Genomic DNA, 18,715 nt, shown 5'->3' with positions numbered 1-18,715 from the left:
AGATGGGTTTTTCGGAAGATGAAATCGACGCGATGACGCGGACCGCGATCGAGGCCGCCTTTGTGGATGAGCCGACGCGCAAGCGTCTGCTTTCGCGGCTCGCCGGCTGAAACGGTGCAAACTAGGCGCTTTCGCGAGCGCGATGCTTGCCGGGTGTAAGGCTTTTGCGCCATAAACAGCATGAGTGCGTAAAAGACGGGAAAACACCATGGACGGCGTAACGGTCATCAACCACCCCCTGGTTCAGCACAAGCTGACCAAGATGCGGCAGAAGGAAACCTCGACGGCGGGATTCCGGCGGCTGCTCAGGGAGATTTCGACGCTGCTCTGCTACGAGGTGACCCGCGATCTGGAACTGACCATGGAAACCATCGAAACGCCGATGACGACCATGGAAGCGCCGGTGCTGGAAGGCAAGAAACTGGTGTTCGCCTCGATCCTGCGCGCCGGCAACGGGTTGCTCGAAGGCATGCTCGACCTCGTGCCGTCCGCCCGCGTCTCCCATATCGGCGTCTATCGCGATCACGATACGCTGGAGGCGATCGAATATTTCTTCAAGGCGCCGGAGGATATCGGCGAGCGTCTGGTGATCGTCGTCGACCCGATGCTGGCGACCGGCAATTCCTCGATCGCCGCCATCGACCGGCTGAAGGAGCGCGGCGTCACCAATATCCGCTTCCTGTGCCTTCTGGCAGCACCCGAGGGCATCGAGAATTTCCGCAAGGCCCATCCCGACGTTCCGGTCTACACCGCCGCGATCGACAGCCATCTCAACGAGAAGGGCTATATCGTGCCCGGCCTGGGCGACGCCGGCGACCGGATGTACGGCACGAAATAGCCGCTATTTTTGAAGCGGCAGCCGGTAGCGGACGAAGCCGTCGGCCTTGTCGTAGCTGTCATAAAGCCTGCGGGCCTGGGCGTTGTCGGCATTGGTGTGCCAGTAGAGATTGGTCCAGCCATTGCGGCGGCCGGTCGCGATCAGATCATCGATCAGCGCGCGGCCGATGCCGCTGCCGCGCATCTCGGGGTCCACGAACAGGTCTTCCAGATAGCAGGCCGGCTCCACCGCCCAGGTGCGCGGGTGCAGGATGCAGGTCGCAAAGCCGGCGACCGTGTCGTCGACCAACGCAAGCCGGGTGAAAACCGGGCTCACCGGATCGATGATCCGGTTCCAGGTCATCGCGGTCACCGCGTCATCCAGCGCGGCGCCGTAAAACTCCAGATAGCCCTGCCAGAGCCTCAGCCAGTCGTCCCGATCAGCGGGCCCGGCATCGCGGATCACCGGGGCGGTCATTCGCCTGCCTCTTGAAGAACTTGCAGATGCTCACCCGAAAGTTCGATTTGCGGCGCCCGGATCAGGCTGTCCATCTGCTCCAGCTTCGAGGCGCTGGCGATCGGCGCGGTGACGCCGCGTCGGGTCATCAGCCAGGCAAGGGCGATTGCCGCCGGATGTTCGCCCGTCTCCGCGCTCACCTGCTCCAGCGCCTTCAGGATCCGGCGGCCGCGCTCGTCGAAATATTTGGCGATCCCGCCGCCGCGCGCGCTTCCCGCGGTGTCATCGGCGGATTTGTATTTTCCAGTGAGAAAGCCGGAGGCGAGGCTGAAATAGGTGATGACGCCGATATCGTGCTCGACGCAAAGATCGGCCAGCGCGCCCTCGAAAGACGAGCGTTCGTAGAGATTATACTCCGGCTGCAGCACGTCATAGCGTGCCCGTCCGGTATGCTCGGCAACCTTCAGCGCCTCGCCAAGCTGTTCGGCATCGAGATTGGACGCGCCGATGGCGCGCACCTTGCCCTGTTCGCGCAACCGGCTGAACGCGCCGATCGTCTCGTCATAGGAGGTGTTTTCATCCGGCCAGTGGGCAAGATAGACGTCGATATAATCCGTTTGCAGCCGCTTAAGCGAGTCTTCTACGGCTTCCGCGATCCAGGCCTCACCGAGGCCCTTCTTGTCCGGCGCCATTTCGGAGCCGACCTTGGTGACGATCACCACATCCTCGCGCCGGACGCCGCCACGCTTCAGCCAGTTGCCGATAATGGTCTCGGATTCTCCGCCCTGATTGCCATCCACCCATTTCGAATAGACGTCGGCGGTGTCGATGGCGTTGAAGCCGGCATCGACAAAGCGGTCGAGCAGGGCGAATGAGGTCTTCTCGTCCGCCGTCCATCCGAAGACGTTGCCGCCGAACACGAACGGCGCGATGGCGATGTCGGTGCGGCCCAGAATTCTTCTATGCATGATTTCCTCCGGCGGTTTGAGAACGCGATTTCGCGTTTTAGATAGCGTCCAGTCTATGCAATGCAAACGGTGCGAGGCAATGCTTGCGCTTGCGCGCCGCGGTTTTTATGGTGGCCGTCGAAAAGGTGAGGAGATCCGATGCTGCGTTTTGGAATTATGTCGACGGCCAAGATCGGCCGCGAGCTTGTCGTGCCGGCCATCGTCGATGCGGAAAACTGCATATTGGCGGCGGTCGCGAGCCGCGATATCGGCCGTGCGCGGGCGATGGCCGAGCGTTTCGGCGCCCCCCAGGCCTTCGGCTCCTACGAGGAAATGCTGGCAAGCGACGAAATCGACGCCGTCTATATCCCGCTGCCGACATCCCAGCATGTCGAATGGGCGATCAAGGCGGCGGATGCGGGCAAACACGTGCTGGTGGAAAAGCCCCTCGCGTTGAAAGCGGATGACATCGCGCCCGTCATTGCCGCGCGCGACCGCAACAATGTGTTGGTCAGCGAGGCCTATATGGTCACCTACACGCCGGTCTGGCGCAAGGTCCGGTCGCTGCTTGCGGAAGGCGCGATCGGCGATCTCGTCCACGTCCAGGGCGCGTTCACCTATTTCCTTCGCGACGAAACCAATATGCGCAATATCCCCGAGCTCGGTGGCGGCGGCCTGCCCGATATCGGCGTCTATCCGACCGTCACCACGCGCTTTGCGACGGGCAAGGAGCCGGAGCGCGTTCAGGCCACGGTGCGCTATGACGAAAACTTCGGAACGGATATCTACGCCTCGGTGCGGGCGGAATTTCCAGGCTTCGAACTCAGTTTCTATGTCTCCACCCAGCTTGCCAGCCGCCAGTTCATGGCTTTCCACGGAACCGATGGGCTGATCGAGGTGGTCTCCCCCTTCAACGCCGATCGCTGGGGCGAGGAAACCGTGCTGCTCTCCAACCGCAACCACAGCGAAACCCAGGCCTTCCGCTTTCAGGACAGCCGGCAATATGTGCGCGAGGTCGAGGCTTTCGCAAGGGCGGCTTCGGGAGCGGAGGAAGAGGTCTTCACTCTTGAGGATTCGGTGCGCAACCAGCGCTTCATCGATGCCGTCTACCGTGCCGGCAACGCCGATGGCGGCTGGACGACGGTCTGAATTTCCAAGCATGCGCTCGCTGGCCGCAGCTTCGCGGCCAGCGATCTCTCATGAAAATGTCTCCGCCGGCGTCTCCGGCTCCCGCACCACCGCGAAAGCGGCAAGCGCCTTCCGGTGGTCAAATTTGAGAAAGACATCATTCATAGGCTACCGCCTTTGCCTGAAAATCGGCATCCGTCATCCGGAATGGCCAGATCACGATTTGGTCGTACCAGCCGATGGAATATGCTCCGGTTGAGGATCGCCCCAGATATGCGTTGGAAAACGGGGCATATGACGATTTGGGCGCTGATGCGTTGGTGGTAGAGATGACCTCGCCCGCCGCCAGAGCCGTGCCGGCCTCATCGAGGTTGACCGCGACGCCGAAATCATCGAGGGACGTGACGCCGGCCGGCAACAGGCGCGTTGTCGCGGACGACCCGTTCCATGCACTGAAGCCCGCGCCCGATGCGCCGGCCTGACCGATGAGCCAGTTCGCCATGTCGAGCCCGAGGATCCGCCCGTTGTCCGCGGCCGAAGCGAGACGGGCCTGCACCAGCACACTCACCTGATCACGCTTCAGCAGCGCCGCCACCGCTGGGCTCAACTGCGCCTTGTCGGCCGGCCGGGTGACACTTGTTCCGTTGGTGGGGATGTAGGAGGTCGCGACCAGCCCCAGTTCGACCTGCGGAAAGGCGACGAGGATATCGGAAGCATAAACATCCGATGCACCCGACGGGGCGTTATTGCCGAGAGCCGCAGTGCCATAGCTCTGCGAATAGGCGCTTTCATAACGCAGCCATTCTTCGGTCGCTTCAAGCACGCTGTCGACTTTGCCATCGACCGCAATCGAGAACTGACGCTTGGCGGCGTCAAACTGCCTGACATAGACCGACATGACCACGGGGCCACCGCCGCCGACATTGTTGGCAAACCGTACAAAGGTGCTGGGGGCTGCGGGCATCTGCACCCGGTAGACATTTCCCCGCACGCCATCCGGGCCGGTTTCGTCCGGCATATGCGTGACGATCGTGTTTTCCCCCAGCGTCAGTTGGGGGAGGTTTCTGGTGATGCATAGATTCGTTGCAGGCCCCTCCAGCAGCAATTGCCGTTTTCCATGGGTGTAATCGAAACGCGGCTGGTCGGCCGCAGCCACCCGGATCAGGCCATCGGCATCGATATAAGTGGCCGTTCCGGAACGGGTGAAGGCGAGGATATCCGTGAGCGGCCTTGCCGCCAGAGCCGCGAGCGTCGCGAACGAGCCGGATAGGATATCGGCTGTCGGCACAGTCGTTAAGGCATGGCGGTCCCGTCGCAGATCGAGGATTGCAGCCGGGCCGTATGCGCCGCCGCCCGCGCTTTCCGCGCGATAGGCCGGCGCTGTCCAGAAGAGCTCCGGCTGTCTGCGGCTGCTTTCGGCAATGGAGATGCCCAGCCTCATATCAACCCCACCAGCGCATCGGCGGTGGTGCCGGTGGCCAAAACATGGCTGATGCGGATGGGCAGAATGGTCCCCGCCGCCACGTTCTGAAATGTAACGGTCTCGCCGGAGGCGAAGGTGGCCGTCAGGTCGCCGGCAATGCCGACATAGATTGCGCGGGTAACCTCCAGCACCGGCGCGGCGTCGCTGGTGGTGATCGGAAATCCGTCATAGGCCGGGCTGGTGAGCGTTGCGTGGCGGGATGCAAATCTGTCTGTCATGACGCGTCTCCTTGGCTTTGCGTTGACCGGATTCAATTCTGGGGGCTGCGGGGAGAGCGGGGATTTGCGGGGAGAAAACAGGATCGATTGTGCAAGGTAGACGCGGATCGGTTAAACTGAGTCCATGAGCAATCTCTTCGACGCCGAATCGGCCACAAACCTGACGGAATTTACGGTTTCGGAGCTTTCCGGATCGATCAAGCGCACGGTCGAGGACCGGTTCGACCGGATTCGCCTGCGCGGCGAAATCTCCGGCTACCGCGGACCACATTCCTCGGGGCATGCCTATTTTTCGATCAAGGACGAGCGCGCCCGGATCGATGCCGTCATCTGGCGGGGCGTGTTTTCCGGGCTGAAGATCAAGCCGGAAGAGGGCATGGAGGTGATCGCCACCGGCAAGGTCACCACCTTCCCGGGCGCGTCAAAATACCAGATCGTGGTGGAGGCGCTGGAACCTGCCGGCGCCGGCGCGCTGATGGCGCTTCTGGACGAACGCCGAAAAAAGCTGGCCGCCGAAGGCCTGTTCGACGAGACGGCCAAGAAGAAGCTGCCGTTCATGCCGCGCGTCGTCGGCGTGGTCACGTCGCCGACCGGCGCAGTCATCCGCGATATCCTTCACAGGATTGCGGATCGCTTTCCGGTCCATGTCGTGGTCTGGCCGGTCAAGGTCCAGGGCGAGGGTTCGGGCGATGCGGTTGCCGCTGCCATCAGGGGCTTGAACGCGCTCGGCCCCGGTGCCTCGGTTCGCCGTCCCGATGTCCTGATCGTCGCGCGCGGCGGCGGCTCGCTTGAGGACCTCTGGAGCTTCAATGACGAGGCGGTGGTGCGGGCGGCCTATGAAAGCGAGATCCCGCTGATCTCCGCCGTGGGCCACGAGACCGACTGGACGCTGATCGACCACGCCGCCGACTACCGCGCGCCGACGCCGACGGGGGCGGCCGAACGGGCCGTGCCGGTGAAGGCCGAACTCGTCGCCGATCAGGCGCGGCTTGCGGCACGGCTTGCAAGTGCTGCGACCCGGCTGATGGATTTCCGCCGCCAGACGCTGACCGGGCTTTCACGCGGCCTTCCGTCGCTCGATCAGTTGCTGGCGCTGCCGCGGCGGCGCTTCGATGAGGCGGCGCTGAGAAACACCCGCGCGCTGGAACTCAACACCATCAACAAGCGCCGGATGTTCGAGCGCAGCGCCTCCGGCCTGTCGGCAACGCCCCAGCGCCTTTCAATGATGATCGCCCGCGACCGCGAAAAGGTGGCGGTGCTTTCGCGCCGGGCGGCGACCGCGATCGATGCCGGCCTCAAAACCCACCGCGCCGCCATTGCCGGCCAGCAGCGGGTGCTGAACTCACTGTCCTATCGCAATGTGCTGGCGCGCGGTTTTGCCGTGATCCGCGATCAGGACAACCGCCCCGTCTCCCGCGCCGCCGGGCTCGCGCATGGCGCGCCGATCGAGATCGAGTTTTCCGATGGCAGAGTGAAAGCGGTGACGGGCGAGGGGACAACACCCCCGGAGGCTCCGCCTGCGCCAAAGAAAAAGCCAAAAGCCCCCGCCAAACCACCCACGCAGGGCAGCCTGTTTTAGGCACCACGGACTTGCACCCTAAATCTCCCCCCTTGAGGGAGAGATGCCCCGATAGGGGCAGAGAGGGGCGAGCCCTCTCCGAGAGCACGGAATATGCGGCTCTTAGGGCTGACGCCCTCTACCCCTCTCTGTCGCTTTCGCGACATCTCCCCCTCAAGGGGGGAGATTGTGGCTGAGAGGTCGGGGAGCCGTCGATAGCCAGGAACGTCGGCAAAGCCGAACAAGCATCTTGCTGGAGCGCGTGGCATCTCAACAGCCGTCGCGGCCTCAGCCTCACCCCCGCAACAAGACCGTCCCGCCTACTCGGCCCATTCGCCGCCGCGCATCACCGGTGTGGCGTTGCCGGCGGCATCGATGCCGTCGATGTCGATCCGGTCGGAACCGATCATCCAGTCGATATGGATCAGCGATGCATTGCCGCCGCGCGCGGCGATCTCGTCGGGCGAAAGCTTGTCGCCGTTGAGGAAGCATTTCGAATAGCACTGGCCGAGCGCGATGTGGCACGAGGCGTTTTCGTCGAACAGCGTGTTGTAGAACAGGATGCCGCTGGCCGAGATCGGCGAGGAATGCGGCACCAGCGCCACTTCGCCCAGCCTTCGCGCGCCCTCGTCGGTGTCGAGCACCTTGTTCAGCACCGCTTCGCCCTTGGCGGCAGACGCTCTGACGATCCGGCCCTCGCTGAATTCAACGCGGATGTCGTCGATCAGCGTGCCCTGATGCGATAGCGGCTTGGTGGAGGAGACATGGCCCTCGACCCTGAGCCGGTGCGGCGTGGTGAACACTTCCTCGGTCGGAATGTTCGGGTTGCAGATAATGCCGTTCTTGGCCATCGAGGCGCCGCCGCTCCATTCGTGCTCATCGGCAAGCCCGATTGTCAGATCGGTGCCGGGGCCGGTATAGCGCAGCGCCGAAAACCGCTTGGCGTTCAGCCATGCGGAGCGGGCATGGAGGTTCTCGTTGTGCTCGCGCCAGGCTGCGATCGGATCGGGCTGGTCGACGCGCGATGCGGCGAAGATCGCCTTGGCCAGTTTGGCGACGGCCATGCCGTCCGGGTCGCCGGGAAACACCGTCCTCGCCCAGGCAAGCGTCGGGTAGGAGACGATGTTCCAGTTGATGTCGAAACCGGCGATCTTTTCCAGCGCCGGCTTGTAGGCGGTCGACATGGCGCGGTTGGCGCGGGCCACCTTGTCGGCGTCCTGGGCGGCAAGCAGCATCGGGTCGTCGCCGGCGATCGCAAGCCTTGCCGCGCCATTGGCAAAGGCATTGCCCGTGCCCTCGTAAAGCCAGTTCGCGGCCTTGTCGAAGCTTGCGTCATGGCCGTGCTCGAAGCGTTCCAGCGTTGCCTGGGGATCGTTGAACAGCGTGGTCACCACGCCTGCGCCGGCCTGATAGGCATAGCGGCTGATCAGCCGCGTCAGCGGCTGCGCCTCGATCGGCGCGGTCATGACCAAATCCTGCCCCTCGGCAAGGTTGAGCCCGACCTTGACGGCGACCTCGGCAAGCTTCTCGAGTTTTTCCAGATCGATGGGATGGGGAAGCCGGGGTTGAGCGTTCATGGGCGCCTCGCTAACTGATTGATGTGTCGTGACACTATCTAGTTCGTTTTCGGGCGAAATTGAAGCGCCCCGGCCTTGCCGCATCCCTCTAGTATGAGAATACGCAGTTCAGGTCGCGCATGATCGCCGCATTCTCTGCAAGCCTGCCGTTCCAGAAGCGCGCCCCCAAACGGGAAGAAGCCCGCGGCGATCCGATCTGAGGTTTACGCGATCACCCCCGCTACAATCGCACCCAGCGCCTTCACCGCATCGGCCGGCGCGAGCTTCACCTGCAGGCCGCGCTGGCCGCCATTCATCACCACATAGGGCTCGGCAAGCGCCTTCTCCTCGAATACGGTCGGCACGCGTTTTCTCTGGCCGAAGGGCGAGATGCCGCCGACATGATAACCGGAAAGCCGCTCGGCGGTCCTGGCGTCCAGCATCTCGGCGTGCTTGCCGGAAAAGGCGGCGGCGAGCTTCTTCATCGAGACCTCGGCATTGGACGGCACCACCGCGCAGACCGGCTTGCCGTCGACATTGGCCATCAGCGTCTTCAGCACCCGGTCGGGGGGCTCGCCGATCGCCGCGGCCGCCTGCAGCCCGACCTTGAAGGCATTGGGGTCGTAATCATATTGCTGGATCGTATAGCTGACGCCGGCCTTGTCGAGAAACCTTGTCGCCTGCGTGGTCTTCGCCATCGCCTACCCCCTGCCGAACAGGGCTTCGTAGATTTCAGGCTTGAAGCCCAGCGTAATCGCGCCGTCCTTTTCCAGCACCGGCCGCTTGATCATCGAGGGCTGGGCCAGCATCAGTCCGATCGCCTTGTCCCGCGTCAGGTCGGCCTTTTCGGCGTCGGGCAGCTTGCGGAAGGTCATGCCGGCGCGGTTCAGCATCTTGTCCCAGCCCGCCGCGTCGCACCAGCGCTCCAGATGCGCGCGGTCGATCCCGGCTTTCTTGTAGTCGTGAAAATCATAGGCGATGGAATGCGCGTCGAGCCAGGTCCAGGCCTTCTTCATGGTGTCGCAGTTTTTAATTCCGTAAAGCGTGACCGGCATGGCGTCTCTCCTGTTTGCCTTTGCTTTAGCAAGCCGGCGCCCATGAGAAAAGCCCGGCGCGGGGCCGGGCTTTTCAGGAACTGTCACTGTCAGGCCCGGACGGGCCTATTCATTGATCAGTCGCTTCAGCAGTTCAACCTCCTGCGACAGCTTGTTGTCCTTCTCCAGAAGGTCCTCGATCTTGCGCACGGCGTGCAGCACGGTGGTGTGATCGCGTCCACCGAAGCGGCGGCCGATTTCCGGGAAGGAGCGCGGCGTCATGGTCTTGGCAAGGAACATCGCGATCTGGCGCGGCTTGACGATCACCCGCGTGCGGCGGTTGGAGACGAGCTCCTGCCGGGTGACGCAATAATGGCGGGCAACCACGCGCTGGATATCCTCGATGCGCACCCGCTTCGGCTCGCCGGTGCCGACGAGATGAACCAGAAGCTCATCGACGCGATCGATCGAAAGGTCGGGCTCGAAGGAGCGGCGGAACAGGAGCTGGTTGAACGCGCCCTCAAGTTCGCGCCCGCTCGCGGTTACCTTGCTGGCGACATGTTCGAGCACCTCGGGTGCGATATCGATCGACGGGTCTTCCTGCTGCGCCAGTTCAAGCCGGCGCTTCAGCATTTCAAGCCGCATCGCGTAGTCGGGGCCGTTCATTTCCAGCGAGACGCCGCCGGTCAGCCGCGAGCGCACCCGCGGGTCGAGCGATTCCAGCTCCCAGGGCGCGCGGTCGGCGGCGACCACCACCTGTTTGGCGCTGTCGAGCAGCGTATTGATCAGGTGGCAGAACTCGTGCTGGATCATCTTGCCCTGCAGGAACTGCATGTCGTCGATCACCAGAAGATCGATATTGCGGAGCGAATCCTTCAGCGTCAGCGCGTCATTGTCGCGGATCGCGGTGGCGAACTTCCACATGAAATATTCGGCGGTGAGATAGACCACGCGCTGCTTGTCCGGCGCGGCAAGCGCTGCGTTGGCGATCGCCTGCAGAAGATGGGTCTTGCCGAGGCCGACCGAGGAGTGAATGAACAGCGGGTTGAAGCGCACCGCCGCCATGCCGGATTCGGCGATGGTCTTGGCCGCGGCAAAGGCAACCCGGTTGGACGCGCCCTCGACGAAGCTGTCAAAGGTGAAGAAGGGGTCGAGCGGCGAGCCGAACACGGTCTGGCCCGATGCGCTGGCGCCGCGCGCCTGCGGCGTTTCCGGGTCGGGCATCAGCGGCTGGCCGGCAGGCGCGCGGTTCAGCGGCCGCACGACCGGAGCCGGGCTGGCCGCGACCGGTTTCGGCTGCTCGCTCGCAAGTGCGGGACGCGGCGCGCGGGTCGCGGAACGGACCAGAACCTCGATCTTCATCACCTGCGGGCGCTCGACGCGGGCAATCTCGGTCAGCAGATCGAGATAGTGATTGTTGATCCAGGATTTCAGAAAGGCGGTGGGCACCGAAAAACGGACCACGCTCTTGTCGCAGGAATGCAGCTTCAGCCGGCCGAACCAGCTGGCATAGACGTCGCCGCCGACATGGGCTTTCAGGGCGGTGCAGAACCGTTCGAAGAAGATATCGTCCCCGTTGGAATTCATGGCAGCTGTCGCCGGTTTCGTATCATTTTCACCGGCCTCGGTTTCGCCCGCATTGTCCTCGGTGCGAGAGGCTACCATTCTCATTCTCATCGTTGCCGCCTTTCAAACGTCATCACCCTGGCGCGCGCTTGTTTTTATATCGCCCGCTGCCTGTTTTCGCCCTGCTGCCGGTGTCTTCCCGGCATGCGTTTAAGTCCGGCTCTCAGCCGGAATTGGGACTTTCCGCCGCTTGCCTGCCATCCGATCCTCGTATCGGAAAATGCAGGCTGCAAAATGTCCGGAGTTTCTATGTTTTGAAGTTCTGCTTCCCCTCCTGAGCTCGTAGGTCATTTGCAAAAGACACACAGGAACGAACCCGGAATTCTGGCGAATACCGGATAACAACCTGTGATTGTTGGAAAAACGGCGCCCAAAAAGCCGCCGCTCCCAGCGTCGGGAAGACAACGTATCCTGTGTCGAACACGCCCCTCCCGAAAAATCCGGGAGCTCATTCCGTCTGCTGTCGGAGGTCATTTAGGCAAGAACGACCGACAATTTCAACAAGGATTTTTTGCCGATTCGGCGCTTCCAGCATTGACTCTTACCCGTGAGTTTGGGTCCCCGCGGAAGGGCTCGGAAGAATCGCTTTTGAATCAATTAGATTCACATATGCCTGAAATCGGATGGACGAAAATGCCGGAAAAAATAAATTTTTCAGATGTCATTATTACATGGACCGCGGCGGCCCAAAAATGGTGAAAATGCGGCAAACCTCGCGTAAGCCATTGAGAAGGTTCAAAATTCTTGGTCATTTTTGTGACATCTGTTCGTAATGTTCGCGTCACAATAGCCAAGTGTATGAACTCAAAACGAAAAACCCGGCGCGAGGCCGGGTTGTTCAAAAAGTCTGCAATTCTTGTTCGGCTCAGGCCGAAATTGCCTTCACGCGCTGCGCCAGACGCGAAACCTTGCGCGAGGCGGTGTTGCGGTGAAGCACGCCCTTGCTGGCGGCGCGCGCCAGTTCCGGCTCGGCTGCGGCCAGAGCGGCCTTGGCCTGCTCCGGATCGCCGGCGAGGATCGCTTCTTCAACCTTGCGAACGTAACCGCGTACGCGGGTGCGGCGGGACTTGTTGACGGCTGTACGGCGGGCCATCTTGCGCGTCGCCTTTTTCGCCGAAGTTGTATTGGCCATATAAGTCTCTCTTCGAATTCTGACGCAAGCTCCGTCAGTCGCGGTTGCCGTGACCGGCCTGGATCGCTTTTGTGACGGGAGCAATTGATGAAGCTCATTGAGCTTTCAAATACTGTGGCCGGGCATATAAAGCCAATCCGGCTGCCCGTCAATGCTTAAATCCCGCAAAGTCGGGGGTAAAGCAGATACGGCGTTCGATTTACGGTCGTCGCCAGCCATTGCCATTGCCGCAAAGGCCCTTACACTTGTTGAGGCCGGGATCAAGCCACAGGAGCCGCCATGCGCGTCACCGTCTTTTCTGCCAAGCCCTATGACGAGGAATTTCTGAAAGCGGCCAATGAGGGCCGGCACGAACTGATCTTCACCGAGGCCGGGCTTCACGCCCCGACCGCGAAGCTTGCCGCCGGCTCGAAGGCGATCTGCGCCTTCGTCAACGATGATCTCGGGGCATCGGCGCTTTCGGTCCTGAAGGATGTGGGCGTCGAACTGGTGGCGCTCCGGTGCGCCGGCTTCAACCGGCTCGATCTCGCCGCTGCCGACCGGCTCGGCATCGCCGCCGCTCGGGTGCCGTCCTATTCGCCCTATGCGATCGCCGAACACACGCTGGCGCTGGTGCTGACGCTGAACCGCAAGATCCACCGCGCCTATAACCGGGTGCGCGAGGGCAATTTCGCGCTCAACGGCCTGCTCGGCTTCGACCTCCACGGCAAGACGATCGGCGTGGTCGGCACGGGCGGGATCGGCCGCAACGTCATCCGCGCCTTTTCAGGCTTCGGCTGCGAAATCCTGGCCTTCGATCCGTTTCCCAATGACGAGGCGGTGGCGCTCGGCGCGCGTTATGTGGACAAGCAGGAGCTTCTCGAAAAATCGGAAATCCTCACGCTGCACTGCCCGCTGACGCCGGAAACCCGCCATTTCATTGATGAGGACGCAATCGCTTCTATGAAGCGCTGCCGCATGCTGGTCAACACCAGCCGCGGCGGGGTCGTGGATACGCTTGCCGTCATCGAGGGGCTGAAATCGGGGCGAATCGGCGCGCTCGCCCTCGATGTCTATGAGGAGGAAGACGACCTGTTCTTCCGCGACCTGTCCTCCACCGTCATCCGCGACGACATCTTCGCCCGCCTTCTGACCTTCCCCAATGTCTTGATTACGGGCCATCAGGGTTTCTTCACCCAGGAGGCGCTCTTCAACATCGCCCACACCACGATCGGCAATATCACCGCCTTCGAGGAGAATGGCGCGGCGCTGCATCCGATCGGCAAAAGGTGAGGAGGCCGCCTGCGGCCGTTCCGCAGGCGAGGGGGCGACAAAGACGCGCATACGGCTTTTTCCCGGGCTCATTTTCGCCGGCGGCGCGTTTACCCATTAACGCCGCCTGACGGCGTTCGCGCAGAAAATCGGGAGAAAACCGCGAAAGGAGCGCTCACATGTCCAAAACCGTAGCAGAGATTGTCGTCGACACGCTGGAGAAAGCGGGCGCCAAGCGCATTTACGGCATACCCGGCGATACCATCAACCATTTCACCGACGCCGTGTCTCGGTCCGATCTTCGATGGGTCCACGTCCGGCATGAGGAGGCGGGCGCCTTTGCCGCCGGCGGCGAGGCCTATATGACGGGCGAACTCGCGGTCTGCGCCGGCACCTGCGGCCCCGGCTCGCTGCATTTCGTCAACGGTATCTATGAAAGCCACCGCAACGGCGCGCCGGTGGTGCTGATCGCCTCGGAGGTCGATCGTCCGCAAAAGGGCTTCGACTTCCCGCAGGATGTCGATCAGAAGAAGATCTACGAGCAGCATTCGGTATTCTGCGAGCATATCTCGCATCCCGCCCAGGCGCGGCGGATCGTCGCGATGGCGGCACAGGCGGCGCTCACCAAGGGCGGCGTCGCTGTGGTTATCGTCAGCGGCGACATGTTTCAGGAAAGCGATGACGATGCGGCTGAGTGGCGGGTCCACCGGCCCCGGCCCGTGGCGCGCCCGAATGATGAGGAGCTGGCCGAGCTTGCCGACCTGGTCGATCAGGCGAAACGCGTAACCATCTATGCCGGCATCGGCGCGCGCGATGCCCGCGAGGCGGTGGTGGCGCTCTGCCGCAAGGTCAAGGCGCCGATGGTCCACACCACCCGCGCCAAGGAATGGCTGGAGCCCGGTAACCCCTTCAACGTCGGCGTCAACGGCATTCTCGGCAACCGCGCCGGGTTGAATGCGCTGGAAAAGGCGGATCTGGTCATCTCGGTCGGCTGTGATTTCGCCTATACCCAGTTCTATCCCGATAGGAAGATCGTACAGATCGATATCGATCCCACGCATCTTGGCCGGCGCGCGCCGATCCATCTGGGCCTTGTCGGCGATGCCCGCACGACGCTGGAGGCGTTGTTGCCCAAGGTGCAGGAAAAATCCGACGAGAAGCATCTCAACCGCCATCTCAAGGAATGGCAGGAGGACCTGGCCGACTATGAGGAGGCGGGCGATGAACCCGACCCGAGCCTGATTCATCCGCAATTCGTCGCCAATATTCTGAACGCCAAGGCCGCCAGCGATGCGATCTTCATCTCCGATGTCGGCACGCCGATGGTGTGGATGCTGCGGCATCTCAAGGCCAATGGCAGCCGCCGGTTTCTCAACAGCCTGCTGCACGGCACGATGGCGAGCGCGATGCCGCAGGCGATCGGCGCCAAGCTCGCCTATCCCGACCGGCAGGTGATTGCCATGTGCGGCGATGGCGGATTGTCGATGCTGATGGGCGACCTCCTGACGCTCGTTCAGGAGGACGTGCCTCTGAAACTCCTCGTATTCAACAATTCCTCACTTGGCTTCGTCGAGATGGAGCAGCGCGTCGAGGGCCTTGTCGATCATTTCACCACGCTCGAAAATCCGGATTTCTCAAAGGTTGCCGAGGCCTGCGGCATTGCCGGCTTCCGCGCGGACAATGCGGAGCAGCTCGGATCGGCGATGGACGCCTGGCTTGCCGCCCCTGGCCCGGCGTTGCTCGACGTGAAGGTCAACCGCATGGAACTGGTCATGCCGCCCAAGGTCGAGGTCTCCCAGGTTGCCTCCACCGCGATGTTCGGCGTCAAGGCGGTGTTCGATGGCCGGATGAAGGAAGTGGTGTCTCTGCTCAGAAGCAATTTCCTGAAGTAGGCGGGACGGCTAACCCTTTTGACAGGCCGGACAATAGAAGGTGGAGCGGCCGGTCTGGACGGCGCGGGCGATGGTGCCGCCGCAATCCGCGTGCCGGCAGGGCGCGCCGGTGCGGTCGTAAACGGAGAAGGAATGCTGGAAATAGCCGAGCGTGCCGTCGGTCTTGCGATGGTCCCGAAGCGTCGAGCCGCCGGCCTCGATGGCTTCCGCGATCACATCGCGGATGGCCGGCACGAGCCGTCTCAGCCCGTCGCGCGGCCTGCCTGCGGGCGTTACCAGATGGCCGGCGGCGCGGAACGGCGACAGCCGCGCCCGCCACAGCGCCTCGCAGACATAGATATTGCCGAGGCCCGCGATATTGCGCTGGTCGAGCAGGGCGGCCTTCAGGCTCTGGGTCTTGCCGGCAAAACGGGTTGCCAGATAGTCGGCGTCGAGGCTGTTGCCGGTCGGCTCCGGGCCGAGGCCCTTGAAGCTTGCGTCTGCCTCGAGCCCGGCGCGCGGAACGAGCTTCATGAAGCCGAAGCGGCGCGGGTCGTTGTAGATGACGCGGGCCCGGCCATCGCTCAGATGGAAGACGACATGGTCGTGGATGGCGGCGGCGTTGCGCGGCAGGTGAAAGTCGCCGGGCGTTGCGGATGCGCTTCCGTCTTCCACCCGGTAGGACCCGGACATGCCGAGATGGGCGACGATCGTCATGCCGTCTTCGAGGTCGATCAGCAGATATTTCGCCCGCCGCCCAAGCGCGACAATTCGTCTGCCTTTCACGGCTTCGGCGAAATCCTGCGGGAACGGAAACCGGAGATCGGCCCGGCGCAGTTCCAGTGTTTTTATGATGCGGCCTTCCATGGCGGGGGCCAGCCCGCGGCGCACGGTTTCGACTTCCGGCAGTTCCGGCATGATGTTTTTAAGCCTTTGGCGTTTCGCTTTTGCGGGTTTCGGTTTATAGCCGCAACGGTGTCTGTTGTGTATCGCTGCAGCAGAGCCAATATTGGGCCCGATATAGCGATTCAGCGCGTGCTGACAAAGCCGAAACGGGCAGACGGAAGATTTTCAAGCGTGAGGTGCGTAAAATGACGGATAGCCGGACCACCGCCAATGGCGGCATGGAGACCTCTTTCGGCTTCAAGAATGTCGCGGACGGCGACAAGCAGCCTCTGGTCAACGATGTCTTCCACAAGGTCGCCAAGCGCTACGACATCATGAACGATGTGATGTCGGCGGGCCTGCACCGGGCCTGGAAGGCCGGCATGGTCGGCGCGCTGAACCCGCCCCCCGATCCCGATTATCATGTGCTCGACGTCGCCGGCGGCACGGGCGACATCGCCTTTCGCATCGTCGATGCGTCGAAGGGCCTCGCCCGCGCCACGGTGCTCGATATCAACGGTTCGATGCTGGCGGTCGGCGAGGAACGGGCCCAGAAGAAGGGCATTGCCGAAAACCTCACCTTCGTCGAGGCCAATGCCGAGGACCTGCCGTTTGAGGACAAGACCTTCGACGCCTATACGATCGCCTTCGGCATCCGCAACGTGCCGCATATCGACAAGGCGCTTTCGGAGGCCTACCGGGTGCTGAAACGCGGCGGCCGGCTGCTGGTGCTGGAATTTTCCGAGGTCGAGGCCCCGATCCTCGACAAGGTTTACGATCTCTGGTCGTTCCACGCGATTCCGCGCGTCGGCAAGGCGATCGCGGGCGATGGCGAGCCCTACCGCTATCTGGTCGAATCGATCCGCAAATTTCCGAACCAGAAGGATTTTGCCAAGATGATCGAGCGTGCCGGCTTCTCGCGGGTGAAGTTCACCAATTACTCCGGCGGTATCGCTGCCCTTCATTCCGGCTGGAAACTCTAGGCATTCATCATGGGCGCGCTTCGATCCTACTTCAACCTTCTCGGCGTCGGCTGGGTGCTGGCCCGCGAGGGCGTGATCAACGCGCTGCCGTCGGAAGGCCTGCCGCCCTATGCTCGGCTGGTAAAGACGATGCTGGTGCCGTTCGCCCGGCCCGGCGCGCGCAAGAAGGCGCGCTCCGACAGGCTCGGCAAGGCGATTTCGCGGCTCGGCCCCTCCTATGTGAAGATGGGGCAGTTCCTGGCGACCCGGCCGGATGTCGTCGGCGCCGGATTTGCCGAGGATCTGGCGCAGTTGCAGGACCGGATGCCGTTCTTCCCGGTCGAGGCCTCCAAGGCGACCATTCGCGGCTCGCTCGGCCGTTCCGTCGATGAGCTCTACACCGAATTCGGCGACCCGATCGCCGCGGCCTCGATCGCGCAGGTGCATCCGGCGACGGTCGCGACGCCCGAGGGCGAGAAGAAGGTCGCCGTCAAGGTGATCCGCCCGGGCATTCGCCACCGGTTCAACGAGGATCTCGGCGCGATGTATCTGGTCGCGCGCATGCAGGAGCGTTTCATCCGCTCCAGCCGGCGGCTCAGGCCCGTCGATGTCACCCGCACGCTGGAACAGACCACCAAGATCGAGATGGATCTGCGGCTGGAAGCGGCCGCGATCTCGGAGATGACGGAAAACACCGCCCATGACGAAGGCTTCCGCCTGCCTGCGGTCGACTGGGAGCGCACCGGCCGCGACGTCGTCACCATGGAATGGATCGACGGCGTCAAGATGTCGGATGTCGAGGGGCTGAAGGCCGCGGGGCATGACCTCGAGAAGCTGGCGGTAACGCTGATCCAGTCCTTCCTGCGCCACACCTTGCGCGATGGCTTCTTCCACGCCGACATGCATCCCGGCAATCTGTTCGTCGACAAGGATGGCCTGATCGTCGCCGTCGACATGGGCATTGTCGGGCGACTCGGAAAGAAGGAGCGGCGGGTGCTCGCCGAAATCCTCTACGGCTTCATCACCCGCGATTACATGCGCGTGGCCGAGGCCCATTTCGAGGCGGGATACGTGCCGTCGCACCACAACAAGGCCTCGTTCGCGCAGGCGATCCGCGCCATCGGCGAGCCGATCCACGGCCAGTCGGCCGAAACCATCTCGATGGGCAAACTGCTCACGCTCTTGTTCGAGATCACCGAAATCTTCGACATGACCACCCAGACGCAGCTCATCAACCTGCAGAAGACCATGGTCGTTGTCGAGGGCGTGTCGCGCATGCTTGATCCGCATTTCAACATGTGGAAGGCGTCCGAGCCGGTCGTCTCGACATGGATCGAGCACAATCTCGGCCCCCGCCGGGTGCTGACCGATATGCGCGAGGGCATGCAGGCGGTGCTGAAGATCGCCGAGGCCATCCCGGACATCGCCGACAAGACCGAAAAATTCCACAACGAGGTCGTCGCCATGAGCGAAAACGGGCTGCGTTTCGACGAGCGCACCTCCGAGGCCATCGGTCGCGCCGAAGCCCGCCACACCCGCTCCGGCCGCGTGGCGCTGTGGTTGATCGCAGCGGTGCTGGTGTACCTCGCCGTGGTGGCTTCGGTGGCGGTGTTTTGATGGGGTTGTCTGGTGTTGAGGGCGCGTTGGCAGGTGAAAGCCAGCGAGCGCCGCATAGCCCCCTTCAATCTCCCCCCTTGAGGGGGAGATGTCGCGAAGCGACAGAGAGGGGTATGGGGCGGAACAACGGACTCCGAATTCAGCGGCTTGCGGTTCACCCCTCTCTGCCCCTGT

At 62.8% G+C, this 18,715-nt stretch carries 18 protein-coding genes and 1 pseudogene; 9 read left to right on the top strand and 10 right to left on the bottom strand.

Annotated features, from left to right (window positions below):
• Together B4E36_RS20050 and upp are read left to right on the top strand one after the other, a co-directional pair.
• Positions 1 to 110 (top strand): annotated as a pseudogene (locus B4E36_RS20050) (adenosine deaminase); the annotation flags it as partial.
• A 98-nt stretch (positions 111 to 208) separates the two neighbouring features.
• A complete protein-coding gene (gene upp / locus B4E36_RS20045; protein WP_018063553.1) occupies positions 209 to 838 on the top strand; it encodes a uracil phosphoribosyltransferase in 630 nt (209 codons plus the stop codon).
• Between the two features lie 3 nt (positions 839 to 841).
• On the opposite strand, the gene B4E36_RS20040 is transcribed toward upp, so the two are convergent.
• On the bottom strand, positions 842 to 1,294 hold the full coding sequence (locus tag B4E36_RS20040) for a GNAT family N-acetyltransferase (protein WP_292053420.1): 453 nt from the start codon (positions 1,292 to 1,294) through the stop codon (positions 842 to 844).
• Positions 1,291 to 2,241, bottom strand: coding sequence for an aldo/keto reductase (locus tag B4E36_RS20035; protein ID WP_345900741.1), 951 nt, complete (start codon positions 2,239 to 2,241; stop codon positions 1,291 to 1,293). The genes B4E36_RS20040 and B4E36_RS20035 overlap by 4 nt, the downstream gene beginning before the upstream one ends.
• A 138-nt stretch (positions 2,242 to 2,379) precedes the next feature.
• On the opposite strand from B4E36_RS20035, the gene B4E36_RS20030 reads away from it, so the two are divergent.
• A complete protein-coding gene (locus B4E36_RS20030) occupies positions 2,380 to 3,369 on the top strand; it encodes a Gfo/Idh/MocA family protein (RefSeq protein WP_292053416.1) in 990 nt (329 codons plus the stop codon).
• 136 nt (positions 3,370 to 3,505) lie between these two features.
• On the opposite strand, the gene B4E36_RS20025 is transcribed toward B4E36_RS20030, so the two are convergent.
• Both B4E36_RS20025 and B4E36_RS20020 read right to left on the bottom strand, forming a co-directional pair.
• Entirely contained in the window at positions 3,506 to 4,789 is a 1,284-nt protein-coding gene (locus B4E36_RS20025) for a phage head spike fiber domain-containing protein (protein ID WP_292053414.1), read from the bottom strand.
• The gene (locus B4E36_RS20020; protein WP_292053413.1) at positions 4,786 to 5,049 is read right to left on the bottom strand and encodes a spike base protein, RCAP_Rcc01079 family; all 264 of its coding nucleotides are present in this window, start codon (positions 5,047 to 5,049) and stop codon (positions 4,786 to 4,788) included. Before B4E36_RS20020 ends, B4E36_RS20025 begins: the two co-directional genes overlap by 4 nt.
• Positions 5,050 to 5,173: 124 nt before the next feature.
• Between B4E36_RS20020 and xseA the strand changes: the two genes are divergently transcribed.
• Complete coding sequence (gene xseA, locus B4E36_RS20015) at positions 5,174 to 6,628, top strand: exodeoxyribonuclease VII large subunit (protein ID WP_292053411.1); 1,455 nt, start codon at positions 5,174 to 5,176, stop codon at positions 6,626 to 6,628.
• Between the two features lie 299 nt (positions 6,629 to 6,927).
• Here the strand turns inward: xseA and B4E36_RS20010 are convergent, their stop codons facing one another.
• From B4E36_RS20010 to dnaA, 4 genes are all read right to left on the bottom strand, one after another.
• Positions 6,928 to 8,184 carry an aminopeptidase gene (locus B4E36_RS20010; protein WP_292053410.1) on the bottom strand — a complete coding sequence of 419 codons (1,257 nt, stop codon included), beginning with the start codon at positions 8,182 to 8,184 and terminating at the stop codon, positions 6,928 to 6,930.
• 203 nt (positions 8,185 to 8,387) lie between these two features.
• Positions 8,388 to 8,861 carry a Cys-tRNA(Pro) deacylase gene (gene ybaK / locus B4E36_RS20005; protein WP_292053409.1) on the bottom strand — a complete coding sequence of 158 codons (474 nt, stop codon included), beginning with the start codon at positions 8,859 to 8,861 and terminating at the stop codon, positions 8,388 to 8,390.
• Between the two features lie 3 nt (positions 8,862 to 8,864).
• Complete coding sequence (locus B4E36_RS20000; protein WP_292053408.1) at positions 8,865 to 9,218, bottom strand: ArsC family reductase; 354 nt, start codon at positions 9,216 to 9,218, stop codon at positions 8,865 to 8,867.
• A 105-nt stretch (positions 9,219 to 9,323) separates the two neighbouring features.
• The gene (dnaA, locus tag B4E36_RS19995) at positions 9,324 to 10,784 is read right to left on the bottom strand and encodes a chromosomal replication initiator protein DnaA (protein WP_292053551.1); all 1,461 of its coding nucleotides are present in this window, start codon (positions 10,782 to 10,784) and stop codon (positions 9,324 to 9,326) included.
• Positions 10,785 to 11,171: 387 nt separating this feature from the next.
• Here dnaA and B4E36_RS19990 point away from each other — a divergent pair, with 387 nt between their 5' ends.
• Positions 11,172 to 11,522 (top strand): hypothetical protein, encoded by a 351-nt coding sequence (locus B4E36_RS19990; protein ID WP_345900740.1) that lies wholly within the window; start codon positions 11,172 to 11,174, stop codon positions 11,520 to 11,522.
• 166 nt (positions 11,523 to 11,688) lie between these two features.
• Here the strand turns inward: B4E36_RS19990 and rpsT are convergent, their stop codons facing one another.
• The gene (gene rpsT, locus B4E36_RS19985) at positions 11,689 to 11,955 is read right to left on the bottom strand and encodes a 30S ribosomal protein S20 (protein WP_018063566.1); all 267 of its coding nucleotides are present in this window, start codon (positions 11,953 to 11,955) and stop codon (positions 11,689 to 11,691) included.
• A gap of 279 nt (positions 11,956 to 12,234) precedes the next feature.
• On the opposite strand from rpsT, the gene B4E36_RS19980 reads away from it, so the two are divergent.
• Positions 12,235 to 13,227: a 2-hydroxyacid dehydrogenase gene (locus B4E36_RS19980; protein ID WP_292053407.1), complete on the top strand. Its 993-nt coding sequence runs from the start codon at positions 12,235 to 12,237 to the stop codon at positions 13,225 to 13,227.
• A 158-nt stretch (positions 13,228 to 13,385) separates the two neighbouring features.
• The gene (locus B4E36_RS19975) at positions 13,386 to 15,098 is read left to right on the top strand and encodes a thiamine pyrophosphate-dependent enzyme (protein ID WP_292053406.1); all 1,713 of its coding nucleotides are present in this window, start codon (positions 13,386 to 13,388) and stop codon (positions 15,096 to 15,098) included.
• Between the two features lie 9 nt (positions 15,099 to 15,107).
• On the opposite strand, the gene mutM is transcribed toward B4E36_RS19975, so the two are convergent.
• On the bottom strand, positions 15,108 to 15,995 hold the full coding sequence (gene mutM / locus B4E36_RS19970) for a bifunctional DNA-formamidopyrimidine glycosylase/DNA-(apurinic or apyrimidinic site) lyase (protein ID WP_292053405.1): 888 nt from the start codon (positions 15,993 to 15,995) through the stop codon (positions 15,108 to 15,110).
• Between the two features lie 173 nt (positions 15,996 to 16,168).
• Here mutM and ubiE point away from each other — a divergent pair, with 173 nt between their 5' ends.
• Complete coding sequence (gene ubiE / locus B4E36_RS19965) at positions 16,169 to 16,945, top strand: bifunctional demethylmenaquinone methyltransferase/2-methoxy-6-polyprenyl-1,4-benzoquinol methylase UbiE (RefSeq protein ID WP_292053404.1); 777 nt, start codon at positions 16,169 to 16,171, stop codon at positions 16,943 to 16,945.
• Between the two features lie 9 nt (positions 16,946 to 16,954).
• Positions 16,955 to 18,541: a 2-polyprenylphenol 6-hydroxylase gene (ubiB, locus tag B4E36_RS19960; protein ID WP_345900739.1), complete on the top strand. Its 1,587-nt coding sequence runs from the start codon at positions 16,955 to 16,957 to the stop codon at positions 18,539 to 18,541.
• Positions 18,542 to 18,715 lie beyond the last annotated feature (174 nt).

This window comes from Martelella sp. UBA3392, assembly GCF_002358775.1.
Taxonomy (GTDB): Bacteria; Pseudomonadota; Alphaproteobacteria; order Rhizobiales; family Rhizobiaceae; genus Martelella; species Martelella mediterranea.
This window is presented reverse-complemented; position numbering and strand designations above follow the sequence as displayed.